Origin of the sequence: Citrobacter gillenii (assembly GCF_013337685.1) — a bacterium.
Taxonomy (GTDB): domain Bacteria; phylum Pseudomonadota; class Gammaproteobacteria; order Enterobacterales; family Enterobacteriaceae; genus Citrobacter; species Citrobacter gillenii.
The window spans coordinates 107,103-126,353 of sequence record NZ_SUQN01000001.1 but is presented as its reverse complement, the minus strand read 5'-3'; the positions used below and the strand labels follow the sequence as shown (position 1 = coordinate 126,353).

The 19,251-nt window shown below is 51.5% G+C and carries 13 protein-coding genes and 1 pseudogene; 7 read left to right on the top strand and 7 right to left on the bottom strand.

Annotation, left to right across the window (positions count from 1 at the left end):
• Window positions 1–48: 48 nt before the first annotated feature.
• From uraA to bglK, 4 genes are all read right to left on the bottom strand, one after another.
• Window positions 49–1,338, bottom strand: a complete 1,290-nt coding sequence (uraA, locus tag FCH32_RS00500; protein ID WP_096756190.1) for a uracil permease — start codon at window positions 1,336–1,338, stop codon at window positions 49–51.
• Between the two features lie 95 nt (window positions 1,339–1,433).
• Window positions 1,434–2,060, bottom strand: a complete 627-nt coding sequence (gene upp / locus FCH32_RS00495; RefSeq protein WP_096756189.1) for a uracil phosphoribosyltransferase — start codon at window positions 2,058–2,060, stop codon at window positions 1,434–1,436.
• A gap of 183 nt (window positions 2,061–2,243) precedes the next feature.
• Complete coding sequence (locus FCH32_RS00490) at window positions 2,244–3,674, bottom strand: 6-phospho-beta-glucosidase (RefSeq protein WP_146717300.1); 1,431 nt, start codon at window positions 3,672–3,674, stop codon at window positions 2,244–2,246.
• Between the two features lie 8 nt (window positions 3,675–3,682).
• Window positions 3,683–4,561, bottom strand: a complete 879-nt coding sequence (gene bglK / locus FCH32_RS00485; protein ID WP_115257797.1) for a beta-glucoside kinase BglK — start codon at window positions 4,559–4,561, stop codon at window positions 3,683–3,685.
• Between the two features lie 291 nt (window positions 4,562–4,852).
• Here bglK and purM point away from each other — a divergent pair, with 291 nt between their 5' ends.
• The 4 genes and pseudogenes from purM to ppx all read left to right on the top strand — a co-directional run bounded on the left by purM (window position 4,853) and on the right by ppx (window position 10,471).
• Window positions 4,853–5,890: a phosphoribosylformylglycinamidine cyclo-ligase gene (purM, locus tag FCH32_RS00480; RefSeq protein ID WP_096759359.1), complete on the top strand. Its 1,038-nt coding sequence runs from the start codon at window positions 4,853–4,855 to the stop codon at window positions 5,888–5,890.
• Window positions 5,887–6,531, top strand: coding sequence for a phosphoribosylglycinamide formyltransferase (gene purN, locus FCH32_RS00475; RefSeq protein WP_096756186.1), 645 nt, complete (start codon window positions 5,887–5,889; stop codon window positions 6,529–6,531). Before purM ends, purN begins: the two co-directional genes overlap by 4 nt.
• A 203-nt stretch (window positions 6,532–6,734) precedes the next feature.
• Window positions 6,735–8,798: pseudogene (gene ppk1 / locus FCH32_RS00470) on the top strand (polyphosphate kinase 1); the annotation flags it as partial.
• Window positions 8,799–8,929: 131 nt separating this feature from the next.
• The gene (gene ppx / locus FCH32_RS00465) at window positions 8,930–10,471 is read left to right on the top strand and encodes an exopolyphosphatase (protein WP_137361940.1); all 1,542 of its coding nucleotides are present in this window, start codon (window positions 8,930–8,932) and stop codon (window positions 10,469–10,471) included.
• On the opposite strand, the gene FCH32_RS00460 is transcribed toward ppx, so the two are convergent.
• The gene (locus FCH32_RS00460) at window positions 10,451–12,721 is read right to left on the bottom strand and encodes a sensor domain-containing phosphodiesterase (RefSeq protein WP_174360309.1); all 2,271 of its coding nucleotides are present in this window, start codon (window positions 12,719–12,721) and stop codon (window positions 10,451–10,453) included. The genes ppx and FCH32_RS00460 overlap by 21 nt on opposite strands.
• A 349-nt stretch (window positions 12,722–13,070) precedes the next feature.
• Here FCH32_RS00460 and FCH32_RS00455 point away from each other — a divergent pair, with 349 nt between their 5' ends.
• Window positions 13,071–13,274, top strand: a complete 204-nt coding sequence (locus FCH32_RS00455; protein WP_115257795.1) for a YfgG family protein — start codon at window positions 13,071–13,073, stop codon at window positions 13,272–13,274.
• Window positions 13,275–13,641: 367 nt separating this feature from the next.
• On the top strand, window positions 13,642–14,520 hold the full coding sequence (gene mscS, locus FCH32_RS00450) for a small-conductance mechanosensitive channel MscS (RefSeq protein ID WP_096756182.1): 879 nt from the start codon (window positions 13,642–13,644) through the stop codon (window positions 14,518–14,520).
• 82 nt (window positions 14,521–14,602) lie between these two features.
• Here mscS and guaA read toward each other — a convergent pair whose 3' ends face one another.
• Window positions 14,603–16,180 (bottom strand): glutamine-hydrolyzing GMP synthase, encoded by a 1,578-nt coding sequence (gene guaA / locus FCH32_RS00445; protein ID WP_096759358.1) that lies wholly within the window; start codon window positions 16,178–16,180, stop codon window positions 14,603–14,605.
• A gap of 64 nt (window positions 16,181–16,244) precedes the next feature.
• Window positions 16,245–17,711 (bottom strand): IMP dehydrogenase, encoded by a 1,467-nt coding sequence (gene guaB, locus FCH32_RS00440; protein WP_115257794.1) that lies wholly within the window; start codon window positions 17,709–17,711, stop codon window positions 16,245–16,247.
• Between the two features lie 161 nt (window positions 17,712–17,872).
• Here guaB and xseA point away from each other — a divergent pair, with 161 nt between their 5' ends.
• A complete protein-coding gene (gene xseA / locus FCH32_RS00435) occupies window positions 17,873–19,246 on the top strand; it encodes an exodeoxyribonuclease VII large subunit (protein ID WP_174360308.1) in 1,374 nt (457 codons plus the stop codon).
• Window positions 19,247–19,251: the final 5 nt, after the last annotated feature.

Genomic DNA, 19,251 nt, shown 5'->3' with positions numbered 1-19,251 from the left:
GAAATACGTCGCGATAGAACCGGGCAGCGATGCCGCCCGGTCAGAGACTTAGTGTTGCGGTCTGTCAGCATCTTCAGCGTCAAGGACGACTTCTTCCGGACGCAGCAGGCTAATCACTTTGAAGATCAGGCTCAGGGCAACGCCGACAATGGTCGCCAGCGCCATGCCTTTCAGCTCAGCCGCACCAATGTGAACCTTCGCACCGCTCACGCCGATAATCAGAATCACCGAAGTCAGGATCAGGTTTTGTGCCTTGTTATAATCAACTTTTGATTCGATCAACACGCGGATACCGGACGCACCAATCACCCCGTACAACAGCAGTGAGACACCGCCCATAACCGGCAGCGGGATTATCTGAATCGCGGCGGCCAGTTTACCCACACATGAAAGCAGAATAGCAAAAATTGCCGCCCCGCCAATGACCCAGGTACTGTACACGCGGGTAATGGCCATGACGCCGATGTTCTCACCATAAGTGGTGTTAGGCGTGGAACCAAAGAAGCCGGAGATCACCGTCGACAGGCCATTGGCGAACATCGAACGGTGCAAGCCGGGATCGCGAATTAAATCTTTCTTCACGATATTGGCGGTCACCACCAGGTGTCCTACGTGTTCGGCAATCACCACCAGCGCCGCAGGCAGGATGGTCAGAATAGCCACCCATTCAAAACGCGGCGTGTAGAAGGTCGGCAGAGCAAACCAGTGGGCTTCGGCAATGGGTGTGGTATCCACAACGCCCATCACGAACGAGAGCGCATAACCCGCCAGCACACCAATCAGAATCGGGATAATCGCCATAAAGCCGCGGAACAGTACCGAACCAAATACCGTTACGCCCAGCGTCACCATCGAAATGATAATGGTTTTAGAGTCCGGCATTTGTCCTTCAGCGGGCAGCAAGCCTGCCATCCCCGCCGCAACACCAGCCAGCTCAAGGCCGATGACGGCAACGATTGCGCCCATAGCCGCAGGCGGGAACATCACATCCAGCCAACCGGTACCTGCTTTCTTCACGATGAAAGAAACCAGACAGAACAGCACGCCACACATGATAAAACCGCCGAGCGCCACTTCATACCCTAACGGCAGTAGCAGCAGTACCGGAGAGATAAAGGCAAAGCTGGACCCCAGATACGCTGGGATTTTCCCCTTACAGATAAAGAGATACAGCAGCGTACCAATGCCGTTAAACAGCAGGACGGTGGCCGGGTTGATATGAAACAGGACTGGCACCAGTACCGTGGCGCCAAACATGGCGAACAGGTGCTGCAAACTAAGCGGGATTGTCTGTAAAAGCGGCGGTCTTTCACTCACCCCGATAGCACGGCGCGTCATAGTGTTTTCCTCTGAGTATTGTGTTTGAGTAGCGATGGGTTGTTTTATTCAAAAAAAAGCCGACTCTTAAAGTCGGCTTCTTTTTATTTATTCATTTACTTGGTACCAAAAATCTTATCGCCGGCATCGCCGAGTCCCGGAATAATGTATCCGTGCTCGTTCAGCCCCTGGTCGATAGATGCGGTATACAGCTCAACATCCGGGTGCGCTTTTTCCAGCGCAGCGATACCTTCTGGCGCAGCAACCAGCACCAGCACTTTAATGCTGCTGCAGCCCGCGTTTTTCAGCAGGTCGATGGTAGCAATAACGGAACCACCGGTGGCCAGCATCGGGTCAACGATCAGCGCCATGCGCTCGTCAATGTTAGACACCAGTTTCTGGAAGTACGGTACCGGCTCCAGCGTCTCTTCGTTACGGTACATGCCCACCACGCTGATACGCGCGCTCGGGACGTTTTCCAGTACGCCTTCCATCATACCCAGGCCCGCACGCAGGATTGGCACAACGGTGATTTTTTTACCTTTGATTTGGTCGACTTCAACCGGGCCGTTCCAGCCTTCAATGGTCACCTTTTCGGTTTCCAGACCAGCGGTTGCTTCATAAGTCAGCAGGCTGCCAACTTCCGAGGCGAGTTCACGAAAGCGTTTAGTGCTGATGTCGTTTTCACGCATCAATCCCAGCTTGTGTTTGACGAGTGGGTGTTTGACTTCCACGATCTTCATACTCTTCTCCTTTCCTCAGACGAGTGGCAACCACAAAAAAAATCGCCGGATTATACCGCTTTTCCTCTCTGGCGCAACACTGCATACGCTTGATATGGATCAACCAAAGTCATTTACGTCTGAAAAATGAGTATAAGACACGCCCCGCGCGCTGGGCGGGGCCGAGCATCAATCCATTGAATTCTATAAAAATTCAGCATTGGTCTGAATGACGTGCTGATACCATGAAAAAGATTTCTTAGGCGAGCGTGCTAATGTCCCACTACCGTCATTATTTTTATCAACGTAGATAAAACCATAGCGTTTTTTCATTTCGCCCGTACCAGCGGACACTAAATCAATACACCCCCACGGCGTATAGCCCATTAAATCGACGCCATCTTCCACCACGGCTTTTTTCATCTCACTGATGTGGGCCGCCAGGTAGTCAATGCGGTACTGATCGTTCACCGTCCCATCGCTTTCCAGCATATCGATGGCACCAAACCCGTTTTCTACGATAAACAGCGGGAGTTGATAATGATCCCAGAACCAGTTTAGCGAGTAGCGCAGGCCGACCGGATCAATCTGCCAGCCCCAGTCCGATTTTTGCACATAGGGGTTGGAGACCAGGCTTTTCGTTTCGTCATAATCCAGTTGCGGATTCTCCGCTGAAGCCTGCGTAGCAAAGGACATGTAATAACTGAAACCAATATAGTCAACACAGCCCTGAGTCAGCGCCTGACGGTCCTCCTCGGTAATATCCAGCTCAAATCCCCGACGTTCAAAGTAGTTGAGAATATGCTGCGGATATTTGCCGCGCACATGGACATCGGTAAACCAGTAACGGCGATGCATGGCGTTCATCGCCATCATTATATCGTCAGGCGCACAGGTCAGCGGGTAAATCGGGCACATGGCAATCATGCAGCCAATTTGCAGCGTGGGATTAATCTCACGCGCCGCTTTTACCGCCAGTGCACTCGCCACCAGTTCGTAGTGTGCAGCCTGATACATTACCGGCTCACGGTCTTCGCCTGGCTGGTACTTCAAGCCGGAGTTGGTAAACGGTGCAAAATCTTCGTGGAAATTAGCCTGGTTATTGATCTCATTGAACGTCATCCAGTACTTCACTTTATGCTGGAAGCGGGTGAAGACCACCTCGGCAAAACGGACAAAGAAATCAATCAACTTACGATTACGCCAGCCGCCATATTCCTTCACCAGATGGTACGGCATCTCAAAATGCGACAGCGTAACCACCGGTTCAATACCGTATTTCAGGCATTCATCGAACAGATCGTCATAGAATTGCAGGCCCGCTTCATTTGGCTGCGTTTCATCACCCTGTGGGAAAATACGGGTCCAGGCAATTGACGTGCGAAAGCAGGTAAACCCCATTTCGGCAAACAGCTTAATGTCGTCCTGGTAGCGATGGTAAAAATCAATAGCCTCATGGTTGGGGTAATTTTTCCCTGGTAGCACGCCATCGGTAATTTCGCGAGCGACACCATTTGCCCCCGCCGTCATCACATCAGCAACGCTAATCCCCTTTCCCCCTTCCTGCCAGCCACCTTCCAGTTGGTGAGCAGCAACCGCGCCACCCCACATGAAATTTGCTTTAAATCCAGACATGTTAGCTCCTATACCGTTCTGTTTTGCTGATTGAAATGGTAAACGGCACCGTACAACCCGGCGTCGTTGCCGTGGCTGACGATATCGATATATTCCGCAATACCGAACCAGGCCAAATGATGACGCAACAGCGACAGGAATCCAGGGCGTTCAACAATGCCGCCACCGATGAATATCACCTGCGGATCGAACACATTAACGAGGTTATAAAGACCCGTGCCGAGGTCGTTAAAAAACTCAGTGACTAAACGCTGGCAGACAGGGTCTCCGTCGTCGTAGCGATCAAAAACATCTTCGCCCGAGACGGCTTCCAGTGCGCTCCCAATATGTTCCGCATAGCGATGACGTAAAACGCGCAGGGTGCAATTTTCATTCATCGAATAGCGTCTGACATCACGTGTTCCGGGTCGGGCGGTTTGCATATAACCAAATTCACCAGCACGAAAACGCGCGCCATGCACCAGTTGGTTGTTGCAGAAAATCGCCCCGCCAATCCCCGTCCCGATGGTCAGAACAAGGAAATTCTCGATACCGGCTACTTTCCCCTGCCAACGCTCAGCAAGCGCGACACAGTTCGCATCATTTTCAACCGTCACCGGCAGCCCGGTACGCTCTTCCAGCCATGCTTTGAGTGCAAAATGGTCAAACTGGCGAATCGCTCCGCCCATTTCGATATAGCCGGTAGTCGGATTGACATAACCCGGTGCGCTAATGGCGATGCCCTCGCAGTCAGGATGGGCTGAAACCCAGTCCAGCATGCCCTGCAAAATTTTGTCTCCATCGCAGTCAGGCACTGACAGCTTGCCCTTTTCCCGCAATTCACCCTGTTCGCTAATCACGCCCATTTTTAATGCCGTACCACCAATATCGAATGCTGCGATATTCATTAATGATCCTTCCTTTTGACGTGTGGTCACCGTTAATTTCATTACTGCTGATAAAAACAGAAACCGGTTTCAGTAAGATACTGTGCATTACGTCATCCGGTTTCAAGCACCAGGCTGAACCCGGTTTCATTTTCGTGGCTCAGGTCAAATAAAGACGTATGTGAATGTAAATCGCTGAAAAAAACGGCAGAAAAAAGCCAATGCAGAGCAGACTCGCAAACGTTTGCTTTCCCTGTTAGAATTGCGCCGAATTTAACTTTTACTGCAAGTAAACACGTGGGGAACCAGGCAGTGACCGATAAAACCTCTCTTAGCTACAAAGATGCCGGTGTTGATATTGACGCAGGGAATGCTCTGGTCGATCGAATCAAAGGCGTAGTAAAGAAAACCCGTCGCCCGGAAGTAATGGGTGGTTTGGGTGGCTTCGGTGCGCTGTGCGCATTGCCGCAAAAATATCGTGAACCGGTACTGGTTTCCGGCACTGACGGCGTAGGTACAAAACTGCGTCTGGCGATGGATCTGAAGCGCCACGATACCATCGGTATTGACCTGGTGGCGATGTGCGTCAACGACCTCGTGGTGCAGGGCGCTGAACCGCTGTTTTTCCTCGACTACTATGCCACGGGTAAGCTGGACGTCGATACCGCTGCCAGCGTGATCGCCGGTATTGCCGAAGGTTGCCTGCAGTCCGGCTGTGCGCTGGTCGGGGGTGAAACCGCTGAAATGCCGGGGATGTATCACGGTGAAGATTACGATGTGGCCGGTTTCTGCGTAGGCGTGGTTGAGAAATCAGAAATCATCGACGGCTCAAAAGTGGCTGATGGCGATGTGCTGATTGCGCTTGGCTCCAGCGGCCCGCATTCCAATGGTTATTCCCTGGTGCGTAAAATTGTCGAAGTCAGCGGCTGTGACCCGGAAACAACCGAACTGGAAGGCAAATCACTGGCCGATCATCTGCTGGCGCCTACCCGCATTTATGTGAAATCCATTCTGGAGCTGATTGAGAAGGTTGACGTGCACGCAATTGCCCACCTGACCGGCGGCGGTTTCTGGGAAAATATCCCACGCGTCTTGCCTGACAACACCCAGGCCGTAATCGATGAATCCTCCTGGCAATGGCCAGCCGTCTTTAACTGGCTGCAAACAGCGGGTAACGTCAGTCAGCACGAGATGTATCGCACCTTCAACTGCGGCGTAGGCATGGTTATCGCTCTGCCAGAAGCTGAAGTGGACAATGCTCTTGCGCTGCTGAACGAAAAAGGTGAAAACGCGTGGAGAATCGGTATCATCAAAGCGTCCGATTCCGAACAGCGTGTGGTCATTGAATGAAAAATATAGTGGTGCTCATTTCCGGTAACGGAAGCAATTTGCAGGCGATCATTGACGCCTGCAAACAGAAAAAAATCAAGGGCACCCTACGTGCAGTATTCAGTAATAAGGCCGACGCGTTCGGCCTTGAACGTGCACGCGAAGCAGGCATTCCGGCTCATTCGCTGGAGGCAAGCCAGTTTGCCAGCCGTGAAGCCTTTGATCGCCAGCTAATACAAGAGATCGATGCCTATGCGCCGGACGTCGTGGTACTGGCCGGGTATATGCGTATCCTCAGCCCGGCGTTTGTCGCCCACTATGCCGAACGCTTGCTGAATATCCACCCTTCTCTGTTGCCCAAATATCCCGGCCTGCATACACATCGTCAGGTGCTGGAAAACGGTGATGAAGAACACGGAACCTCCGTTCATTTTGTCACTGACGAACTGGACGGTGGGCCGGTTATTCTGCAGGCGAAAGTGCCAGTGTTTGACGGCGACAGCGAAGATGATGTGACGGCACGCGTTCAGGCCCAGGAACATGCCATCTATCCGCTGGTGGTCGGTTGGTTTGTCGATGGTCGTCTGCAAATGCGCGATAACGCAGCCTGGCTGGACGGCATTCGCCTTCCACCACAAGGCTACGCAGCCGACGAAGCATAAAATAACCTCCCAGCCTCGTAGGTCGGATAAGGCATTCACACCACCATCCGGCACTCATGTGGGCTTTTATGCCGGATGGTGACGCTAAAGCGTCTTATCCGGCCTACATCCTGCAATTCCCCTCATTTTTTCTGGCACATGCCAGTCGTGCTCGCCATAATGATCACGTAGTGTCCCGTGAATGAAACGGAGTAAAAGTATTAATGGGTCAGGAAAAGCTATACATCGAGAAAGAGCTTAGTTGGTTAGCGTTCAACGAACGCGTCCTGCAGGAAGCTGCTGATAAGTCAAACCCGTTGATTGAACGGATGCGTTTTCTGGGCATCTATTCCAATAACCTCGACGAGTTTTATAAAGTTCGTTTTGCCGAACTAAAACGCCGCATCATTATTAGCGAAGAGCAGGGTTCTAACTCTCACTCCCGCCATCTGTTAGGCAAAATCCAGGCCCGCGTACTGAAAGCCGATCAGGAGTTCGATGGCCTGTACAATGAATTACTGCTGGAGATGGCGCGCAATCAGATATTCTTAATCAATGAGCGCCAACTGTCAGCCAATCAGCAGAGCTGGTTGCGTCATTACTTCAAGCAATATCTTCGCCAGCACATTACGCCGATCCTGATTAACCGCGAGACAGATTTAGTCCAGTTTCTGAAGGACGACTATACCTATCTGGCCGTAGAGATCATCCGTGGTGATACCATTCGCTATGCGCTACTGGAAATTCCGTCTGACAAGGTTCCCCGCTTTGTAAATCTGCCGCCGGAAACGCCCCGTCGTCGCAAGCCCATGATCCTGCTAGACAACATCCTGCGTTATTGCCTTGATGACATTTTCAAAGGGTTCTTTGATTACGATACGCTGAATGCCTATTCGATGAAAATGACCCGCGACGCTGAATACGATTTGGTTCACGAGATGGAATCCAGCCTGATGGAGCTGATGTCGTCCAGCCTGAAGCAACGTCTGACCGCAGAGCCTGTGCGCTTTGTCTATCAGCGTGATATGCCCAATGCGCTGGTCGAAATCCTGCGTGAAAAACTGACGATCTCTCGCTACGATTCGATCGTCCCCGGCGGGCGTTACCATAACTTTAAAGACTTTATTAATTTCCCCAACGTTGGCAAAGCTAATCTGGTGAACAAGCCGCTGCCTCGCCTGCGCCATATCTGGTTTGATAACGAAAAGTTCCGTAACGGATTTGATGCCATCCGCGAACGCGATGTGCTGCTCTATTATCCGTATCATACTTTTGAGCACGTCCTTGAACTGCTGCGCCAGGCCTCGTTTGACCCGAGCGTGCTGGCTATAAAGATCAATATCTACCGCGTGGCAAAAGACTCCCGCATCATCGACGCAATGATCCATGCGGCCCACAACAGTAAAAAAGTGACCGTGGTCGTCGAATTACAGGCGCGCTTTGATGAAGAAGCCAACATTCATTGGGCCAAGCGTCTGACCGAAGCCGGCGTGCACGTCATCTTCTCAGCACCGGGACTGAAAATTCACGCCAAGCTGTTCCTTATCTCACGTAAAGAAGGCGACGAGGTGGTGCGCTACGCCCATATCGGGACCGGGAATTTCAACGAAAAAACGGCGCGACTGTATACCGACTACTCTTTGCTGACCGCCGATTCGCGCATTACCAACGAAGTGCGTCGGGTGTTCAACTTTATCGAAAACCCGTATCGTCCGGTGACCTTTGATTATCTATTGGTTTCCCCGCAGAACTCGCGACGTCTGCTGTACGCGATGATCGACAAAGAGATTGCCAATGCACAGCAGGGGCGCTCTTCCGGCATTACGCTAAAACTGAACAACCTGGTCGATAAGGGCCTCGTTGATCGACTCTATGCGGCGTCCAGTTCGGGCGTACCGGTTAATTTGCTGATCCGCGGAATGTGCTCCCTGATCCCGAATCTGGAAGGCATCAGTGATAATATTCGCGTGATTAGCATCGTTGACCGCTATCTTGAACATGACCGGGTCTATATCTTCGAGAATGGCGGCGATAAACAGGTATACCTGTCCTCGGCGGACTGGATGACAAGAAACATCGATTATCGTATCGAAGTCGCCACGCCGCTGCTGGATCCACACCTCAAGCAGCGCGTGCTGGATATTATCGAGATCCTGTTCAGCGATACGGTAAAAGCCCGTTACATTGATAAAGAACTGAGTAATCGCTACGTGCCACGTGGAAACCGCCGTAAGGTTCAGTCGCAGTTGGCGATTTATGACTACATCAAATCACTCGAGCAACCTGACACTAGCCTAAATAATTCAAGTTGTGGGAAGGCGGAAAATGAGAGAATCCCCGGGAACTTACGCCAGTAAGTGACTGGGGTGAACGAATGCAGCCAACACATACACAACTTGAAGTATGACGGATAAACGCTATGCCAATACACGACAAGTCACCACGACCGCAGGAATTTGCTGCGGTCGACCTGGGTTCAAATAGTTTCCATATGGTTATTGCCCGCGTAGTTGACGGAGCGATGCAAATTATAGGGCGACTAAAACAACGCGTACATCTGGCGGATGGACTCAGCGAAGACAATAAGCTGAGCGAAGAAGCCATGGAGCGCGGATTAAGCTGTTTGTCATTGTTCGCGGAACGACTGCAGGGCTTCCCCCCATCAAGCGTCTGTATTGTGGGGACTCATACGCTGCGTCAGGCACTAAATGCCCCTGATTTTCTCAAGCGCGCAGAAAAGGTCATCCCCTACCCGATCGAAATTATTTCCGGTAACGAAGAAGCCCGACTGATTTTTATGGGCGTGGAACATACGCAGCCGGAGAAAGGCCGTAAGCTGGTGATAGACATCGGCGGGGGTTCTACCGAACTGGTGATCGGTGAAGATTTCGAGCCTAAACTGGTCGAGAGCCGTCGGATGGGCTGCGTCAGCTTTGCCCAGATGTATTTCCCAGGCGGGATTATCACTCGGGAAAACTTCCAGCGCGCCCGCATGGCGGCAGCGCAAAAACTGGAAACCTTAACCTGGCAGTTTCGAATTCAAGGTTGGAACGTGGCGCTGGGTGCCTCAGGCACCATTAAAGCGGCGCACGAGGTGCTGCTGGAGATGGGTGAAAAAGATGGCTTTATTACCCCCGAACGCCTGGAAATGCTGACCAGTGAAGTCCTGAAGCACACCTCTTTTTCAGCACTCAGTATGCCAGGGCTGTCCGAGGAGCGGAAAGCGGTTTTTGTCCCCGGACTGGCTATCCTGTGCGGCGTTTTTGATGCGCTGGCAATACGTGAGCTGCGCCTTTCTGATGGTGCGCTTCGGGAAGGCGTACTGTATGAAATGGAAGGTCGCTTCCGCCATCAGGATGTACGCAGCCGTACTGCCAGCAGCCTGGCAAACCAGTACAACATCGACAGCGAACAGGCGCGCCGCGTGCTGGAAACCACTATGCAAATGTATGAGCAGTGGCATGCGCAGCAGCCTAAGCTGGCGAACCCGCAGCTGGAAGCATTACTCAGATGGGCCGCCATGCTGCATGAGGTGGGATTGAACATCAACCACAGTGGCCTGCACCGCCACTCGGCTTACATTCTGCAAAACAGTGACCTACCGGGTTTTAACCAGGAACAGCAGTTGATGATGGCGACATTGGTTCGCTACCATCGCAAAGCCGTTAAGCTGGACGATCTGCCACGCTTTGCGTTATTTAAGAAGAAACAGTTCCTGCCGCTTATCCAGCTGCTACGTCTGGGTGTCTTGCTGAACAACCAGCGCCAGGCGACGACCACGCCGCCGACGCTGACGCTTATCACCGACGAGAACCACTGGACATTGCGCTTCCCTCATGACTGGTTCAGCCAGAACGCGCTGGTTTTGCTCGATCTGGAAAAAGAGCAGCAATACTGGGAAGCCGTAACGGGCTGGCGGCTTAAAATTGAAGAAGAACGCTCACCCAATATCGCCGCATAACGCTTCAACAGGTGCCAGAATTTCTGGCACCTGTTCTTGCAAAATCTCGTGCAGCGGCTGCGGTTTACCGATCAGATAGCCCTGCATATAATCAATTCCTAAAGAAACCACCGCGCTGCGTATTTCTTCGCTTTCAACATACTCCGCCACCACCATCATTCTTTTCATTCGCGCCAGGTGACAAATCGATGCCACAATTTGGTAGTCGAGGCTATTCGAAACAATATTGCGAATAAAGCTGCCGTCAATTTTCAGGATATCGGCGTTCACATTTTTCAGTCGCGCATAGCTGGCATAGCCGGTGCCAAAATCATCAATCGCTATCTGACAGCCAAGTAACTGCAATTGCAGCAGCGTTGCCTGCGCTTGCTCGGCATTGGTTAAGGCATTGCTTTCCGTTACCTCAAAGACCAGTTGCCAGGCTTCAATCTTATATTTCACCAGCAATTGCGCGATATCGGTCGGAAGTCGGGCGCGACACACCGAGGTAGGCGATAAATTAATAGCAAAGCGACGGGCTGGCATTCTCTCCCGATTCTGAGCCATAAATTTCAACGTGTTTTCAATCACCCACAGATCGATGCTGGAGGACAAACCGAACTCATGCGCGACGGGTAAGAAACAATCCGGCGTAACGATTTCATCGTCATCCCCTTTCAGACGCAGCAGGATTTCATGGTACACATCGCCACGCACACCATAAATGGGCTGTGCCATCAGGAAAAAGCGGTTGTGCTCCAGCGCCTGCTGTAGCCGATTCATCATCGCCACTTTATCTTTCAGGTCCCGCTGCAGGTGCATGGCACCACGACGTTGCAAATTTTCAGGCGTATTGGTGGCAAGGGAAAGTTCGGCAATGGTGCTAAGTTCGCCCAATAACAGGTAGATATGATTAACCGGAGAGCGAACATAGCAATAACTGATCCCCACCTGTGGCTGTAAAGGCATACCATCCCAGACAAAGCGGAATTGCTTGATGTGCTGATCCAATGCCTCAATGCGCTGCTGGTGGGACTCGGTGTTAAACCGCAGGACAAGGTCATTACCCGATAACTGGAAGACGTACTCATCCTGTTCCAGAAAGGGCGCTATCCAGTGAGCGATTCTTTGCTTGTACTGGATACGTAGCATGATCCCATAATTTTTGACCAGCGGTTCCATGCCAGGGATCCGCAAGAAACAGAGCACGGACCAGGGCGACTTCTTCAGCTCCCGGTTCAACGCGCGCAGATTTGGAAGATGCACCATAGGATCAAAATACGCCAGACGATATGTACGTCGGGTAACGGCTCTCTGACGCGTTGCCAGCACGGCGATGTAATTTACGATAAAGGAGAAAACAAGATAGCTCGACGAGGTGATCGCCAGCTGCGTATCGTAACCTGAGTACCAGGGCATGTAGCTCTGATAATGATGTATTCCCGTAATGAGTATGACCGCCCACATCAGTGAAATAAGTCGATAGCCGTAACGCATTGCCCCCCACAGCATGACGGGCAATAACAGGGATAAGGTATAATTCGTACTGAAAATCGAGCTATTTTCATTTAACGGCATACACAACAGCGTCATCAACGTCGTCAATACTATCAACCACGCTGCAAACTCCGTTTTCGAGACTTTATTATCAAACTGCTGTTTTAACTGAGAAAAATAGCCGCGCAGGTGAAAAGGGTTCCGTATTGCCCGAATGATAAAATAACATAGCGGAATACCCACAAGGTTTCCCGTCAGTAAGGCCTGATAATTGATCAATGTGCCGGTATTGAAAGGCATGACGCCCATCATCCCTGATTTGCTCGCATACACGCCAACAAACGCGGCAAACTGAAAGAGTACCAGGAACAGCGTTGCCGGACAGAAAACCTGCCAAAATATACGCTGAAACATCAGATGCGAGTCACCGTGAGCCACGTTGTTCCGTCGGGGGGCAAACACCCGATATCCACCCCAACTGAGAACAATCGTTACGACAAAGTGTGCAATGATTGACACTGTTTCAAACACGCCAACCTGTGGGAGTTTATACCAGCTGATCGCAATGATAATTCCCGGTAATGCGCCCCAGCCAAAAAAGAGCATCAGGCTAATCATCAGCGCTAAAGGTAGATAAAAAAGAACGACATTCCCCGTACTAATATGCGCGTAGGTGTTCACACAACTCAGTAAAGGCAACAACAGGGAGGGTAAGATGAGAGGTAATGCCCACCATTGGTCTCTAATAACAATATACTTTTTATTGATTTTCATAGATGCTCAGTAGAGTCCCTCACATCCTGAAGGGGTATTCAGACAGGTATCCCACCTGACTTTAAAACAATGATGTACAACACATCATAATGACTCATCAATTTTAGTTATCACCTGAATAGGGCGTTTGACATATATCAAGGAAAACAGGACCCATTAATCATTTATTACCTTTTTCCTCTTTTGTTATCGTTAATTCATTATTAATGCAAATAATAAAATTATCTTTCATAACATAAGAAGATAAAACAACTGATGCATTTTTACATAATGATGAATTGACCATTCCCTCACAGTGTGCCTTAATGTAAGCATCGCCCATTGTTGGGTACACTTTAAGGAACCCTTTGTGAGCCAGGTTACCAGCCTACGAAAACGACACCGATTTAACAGTCGCATGATCCGGATCGTACTGCTTATCAGCTTCCTCTTCTTCTTTGGACGCTTCGTCTACTCTGCTATCGGTGCGTGGCACCACCATCAGAACAAGAAAGAATCCCAACAGAGCAGCCTGTCGCAACAGACTTCCCCTGTTCAAATCGATAAACATTAATCGCTTAAAGACCGCTTAAAGCTCTACGCCTCAAGATTCCTTACCGGATGGCTAATCGTCTGACAGTTAACCATCCGGTAAGGGATTTGTGTTCCCTCCTGTCACTATTTTTATAACGCCACACGTCACCCCAGCCAATCAATTTTGATTTCCGCACAATTACACTATCTTTTCGCTCCTCATCACCACACTATTCACGCTGATTTTCTATGTTTCTGTTTATTGGACATAATAAACGCAAATACAGCTCAAATAGCCACTAACCAATAGTGTTAATTAATATAACTGGCGTGCACATTTATATATCAAATGTAATTGAATATTTATATGAGCCTTTTTATTTTTATACATTCGACAGGGTAATACGATGCAGGGTTTTACATTATTTCCGAAAATACGAAGCGGTCTAGAGTGGATCACTGGGCACAGCGATGCAGTTATTCAATTTGGATGGAACATTGTTGCCGCCGTGATTTTACTGTTTATCGGTAAGTTCGTCTCACGGTTGCTTTCTCGCGGACTGGAGAAACTGCTGTTAAAGCGTAAAGTTGATATCACCATTATCCAGTTCTTCACTGCGTTAGTCCGCTACATCATCCTGGCATTTTTTGTCGTTGCGGCTCTGGGCCGCATCGGCATTGAAACGTCATCCATTATTGCCATCATTGGTGCCGCCGGGCTGGCCGTCGGTCTGGCGCTACAGGGATCGCTGTCCAACTTTGCGGCTGGCGTGCTGCTGGTCTCCCTGCGTCCATTTCGCGCCGGCGAGATCGTACAAATTGGTGCAGTCACCGGGACAGTCGAAAAAGTGCATCTTTTCTCAACGACCCTACTCACCGCTGATAGCAAAGAGGTGGTGATCCCTAACGGTAAAATCATCTCTGACAATATTATTAACTACTCTCGCCACCCGTTTCGTCGTATCGACCTGGTGATTGGCGTTGGCTATCAGAGTCGGATTGCAGAAGTGAAACGCGTCATTACTCATATCATTGAGCAGGACAAACGCGTTGATCAGAGTCGCGGCGTAACCGTGCGTCTGGGCGAACTTGCCGCCTCATCGCTTAACTTCTACGTTCGCGTTTGGGTGCGTAACGGCGAATACTGGAACACGTATTACGATCTACTGGAAAACATCAAAGAAGCGATGGATGCCAACCATATCGACTTGCCTTATCCGCAGATGGATATCCGTGTTCAGAACGTCCCATCACAATCACAGCCGCAGCTACAACTGGTCGATTGACTGCAAAAATAAAACACCCTCTGTAAAGACAGAGGGTGTTTGTGCGAATAGCCAGAGTAAAATCAGGCAAAGTGGAAGGTTATTATTCCCACTCAATCGTCGCTGGTGGTTTACCGCTGATGTCATACACCACGCGGGAAATACCGTTCACTTCGTTGATGATACGGTTGGACACGCGGCCCAGGAAGTCATACGGCAGGTGCGCCCAGTGAGCGGTCATAAAGTCGATAGTTTCAACAGCACGCAGGGAAACGACCCAGTCATACTTACGGCCATCACCCATTACACCAACGGAACGAACCGGCAGGAACACGGTGAACGCCTGGCTCACTTTATTGTACAGGTCAGCTTTGTGCAGCTCTTCGATGAAGATAGCGTCCGCACGACGCAGCAGGTCGCAGTACTCTTTCTTCACTTCGCCCAGCACGCGCACGCCTAAGCCTGGACCCGGGAACGGGTGACGGTACAGCATGTCATACGGTAGGCCCAGCTCCAGACCAATTTTACGCACTTCATCTTTGAACAGCTCACGCAGCGGTTCAACCAGACCCATCTTCATCTCTTTCGGCAGGCCGCCGACGTTGTGGTGAGATTTGATGACGTGTGCTTTACCGGTTGCAGACGCGGCAGATTCAATCACGTCTGGGTAGATGGTGCCTTGCGCCAGCCACTTCACGTCCTGCAGTTTCAACGCTTCTTCGTCAAACACTTCAACGAACACGCGACCGATAATTTTACGTTTCGCTTCTGGGTCGTTCTCGCCTTTCAGCGCGTCGAGGAAACGCTGTTCGCCTTTAACGTGAATGATGTTCAGACCGAAGTGGTCGCCGAACATATCCATAACCTGCTCTGCTTCGTTCAGGCGCAGTAGCCCGTTATCAACAAAGACGCAGGTCAGATTTTTACCGATAGCACGGTGCAGCAACATGGCAGTTACGGAAGAGTCAACGCCGCCGGACAGGCCGAGGATCACTTTATCGTCACCAACCTGCTCGCGAATACGGGCAACGGCGTCATCGATGATTTTTGCCGGTGTCCACAGCGCTTCACACTGGCAGATGTCACGCACAAAGCGCTCCAGCATACGCAGGCCCTGACGGGTGTGGGTTACTTCCGGGTGGAACTGCACGCCGTAGAAACGTTTTTCTTCGTGCGCCATAATGGCAAACGGGCAGCTTTCGGTGCTGGCAACGGTGACAAAGCCTTCCGGGATAGCGGTAACTTTGTCGCCATGGCTCATCCACACATCCAGCAACGGTTTGCCATCTGCGGTCAGTGAATCTTCGATGCCACGGATCAGTGCGCTGTCGGTCTGAACTTCAACCTGTGCGTAGCCGAATTCACGCTCGTGAGACCCTTCAACATGGCCACCCAGCTGCATCGCCATGGTCTGCATACCATAGCAGACGCCGAATACTGGTACGCCTGCATTGAAGACGTACTCTGGTGCACGCGGGCTGTTCGCTTCGGTGGTGCTTTCCGGGCCACCGGAAAGAATAATACCGCTTGGGTTGAATTCGCGAATTTGTGCTTCCGTAACATCCCATGCCCACAGCTCACAGTAGACGCCCAGCTCACGTACGCGACGTGCCACCAGTTGCGTGTACTGCGATCCGAAATCGAGGATGAGAATGCGATGTTTATGAATATTGTCTGTCATTGACGCTAATTCCGAGGCAAGTGAAACAAATTCGCCCGGCATAGAAGCCGGGCGCGGAAACTGATCAGGAGCCCATACGGTAGTTAGGGGACTCTTTGGTAATGGTCACGTCGTGAACGTGACTTTCCTGAATACCCGCACCGCTGATGCGTACAAACTCTGCTTTCGTTCGCAGCGCGTCGATAGTACCACAGCCGGTCAGACCCATACAGGAGCGCAGGCCGCCCATCTGCTGGTGAATGATCTCTTTCAGGCGACCCTTATAGGCCACGCGGCCTTCGATACCTTCCGGTACCAATTTGTCAGCGGCGTTATCGCTCTGGAAGTAACGGTCAGAAGAGCCTTTGGACATCGCGCCCAGAGAACCCATACCACGGTAGGATTTATAAGAACGCCCCTGGTACAGTTCAATTTCACCCGGAGATTCTTCGGTACCGGCCAGCATAGAGCCCACCATTACCGCTGCCGCACCTGCCGCGATCGCTTTCGCGATGTCGCCAGAGAAACGAATACCGCCGTCAGCGATAACCGGAATACCCGTACCTTCCAGCGCTTCAACCGCGTCAGAAACGGCAGTGATCTGTGGAACACCCACACCGGTAACGATACGGGTCGTACAGATGGAACCAGGGCCGATACCCACTTTCACCGCACTGCAACCGGCTTCAGCCAGCGCACGAGCACCAGCGCCCGTTGCAACGTTACCACCGATGATTTGCAGATCCGGGTATTTCGCACGGGTATCACGGATACGCTGCAATACGCCTTCAGAATGGCCGTGAGAGGAGTCAATCAGCAGCACGTCAACACCGGCAGCAACCAGCGCGTCAACGCGCTCTTCATTACCCGCACCCGCACCGACTGCAGCGCCAACGCGCAGACGACCATGCTCGTCTTTACAAGCGTTAGGTTTACGCTCAGCTTTCTGGAAGTCTTTTACGGTGATCATGCCGCGCAGATGGAAGCCGTCATCAACGACCAGCGCTTTCTCAACGCGTTTTTCGTGCATTTTTGCCAGCACAACTTCACGCGCTTCGCCTTCACGTACGGTCACCAGACGCTCTTTCGGCGTCATGTATACGCTAACCGGCTGGCTGAGGTCGGTCACAAAACGCACGTCACGACCGGTGATGATACCCACCAGCTCGTTATCTTCTGTCACTACCGGGTAGCCCGCAAAACCGTTACGCTCGGTCAGTTCTTTTACTTCACGAAGGGTGGTAGTCGGCAGCACGGTCTGTGGGTCAGTAACCACGCCAGATTCGTGTTTCTTCACGCGGCGAACTTCTTCCGCCTGACGTTCAATAGACATGTTTTTGTGGATAAAACCGATGCCACCTTCCTGTGCCAGAGCAATGGCAAGGCGCGCTTCAGTCACAGTATCCATGGCTGCGGAGAGCATAGGAATGTTCAGACGAATCGTTTTCGTCAACTGCGTGCTGAGGTCAGCAGTATTCGGCAGAACGGTAGAATGAGCGGGAACGAGGAGGACGTCGTCAAACGTCAGGGCTTCTTTGGCAATACGTAGCATGGGCAATATCTCGACCAGATTGGTTAATAAATATTGCCGTGGCATTATACAGAGCGTAACCGATTGCATCCACACTTTTTTGCAAAAAAACCTTGCGATCCCCGGTAGGCGGGTTACTATCGATTGAATAACCTGCTGATTTAGAATTTGATCCCGCTCACATGTTATCCTCTCAAACCTCTTCAATTTTTACCGTAAGTCGCCTTAACCAGACGGTGCGCCTGCTGCTCGAGCAAGAGATGGGGCAAGTGTGGATCAGCGGCGAGATTTCTAACTTTACCCAGCCCTCTTCCGGTCATTGGTACTTCACCTTAAAAGACGATACCGCCCAGGTACGCTGCGCGATGTTTCGCAACAGCAACCGCCGCGTCACGTTCCGTCCGCAGCACGGACAACAAGTGCTGGTACGTGCCAATATTACGCTGTACGAACCGCGCGGTGATTATCAAATCATCGTCGAAAGCATGCAGCCAGCGGGTGAAGGTTTATTGCAGCAGAAGTATCAACAGCTCAAAGCCAAACTGCAGGCCGAGGGATTGTTCGATCAGCAGTGTAAACAATCGCTCCCAACGCCGGCTCATTGTGTCGGGGTGATCACCTCAAAAACCGGGGCGGCGCTGCACGATATTCTCCACGTACTCAAACGTCGCGACCCTTCCCTGCCGGTGATTATCTACCCGACAGCGGTACAGGGTGACGATGCACCGGGGCAAATCGTTCGCGCCATCGAACTGGCGAACGCCCGCAACGAGTGCGATGTGTTAATCGTTGGTCGTGGCGGCGGTTCGCTGGAAGATCTGTGGAGCTTTAACGACGAACGCGTGGCACGCGCCATTTTTGCCAGCCGCATTCCGGTGGTCAGCGCCGTCGGCCATGAAACCGATGTCACCATCGCCGATTTTGTCGGCGACCTGCGGGCCCCTACGCCGTCTGCGGCAGCAGAGATTGTTAGCCGCAATCAGCAGGAATTATTACGCCAGATTCAGTCCGTTCAGCAACGTCTGGGCATGGCAATGGACTACTACCTCGCCAACCGCAGTCGTCGCTTCACGCAGACCTTCCACCGTCTGCAACAGCAACACCCTCAGCTACGTCTGGCGCGTCAGCAAACTACGCTGGAACGACTGCGTCAGCGGATGAGCTTTGCGCTGGAAAACCAAATCAAACAGGCCAACCAGCACCAGCAGCGCATACTGCATCGTCTGAACCAGCAAAACCCGCAGCCACGTATTCATCGTGCACAAACGCGCATTCAGCAACTGGAATATCGGCTGGCGGAAAATATTCGTACACGGCTTAGCGAGCAACGAGAACGTTTCGGGAATACCGTTACCCATCTGGAAGCCGTCAGCCCGCTGGCAACATTGGCACGCGGATATAGCGTTTCTACCGCCACCGGCGGCGGCGTGTTGAAAAAGGTCAAGCAGGTGAAAGCCGGCGATCTCATCACCACGCGGCTGGAAGACGGCTGGGTGGAGAGCGAGGTCACCACCGTGACCCCGCAGAAAAAAACGCCTTCGCGTAAAGCGCAGTAGCGGAG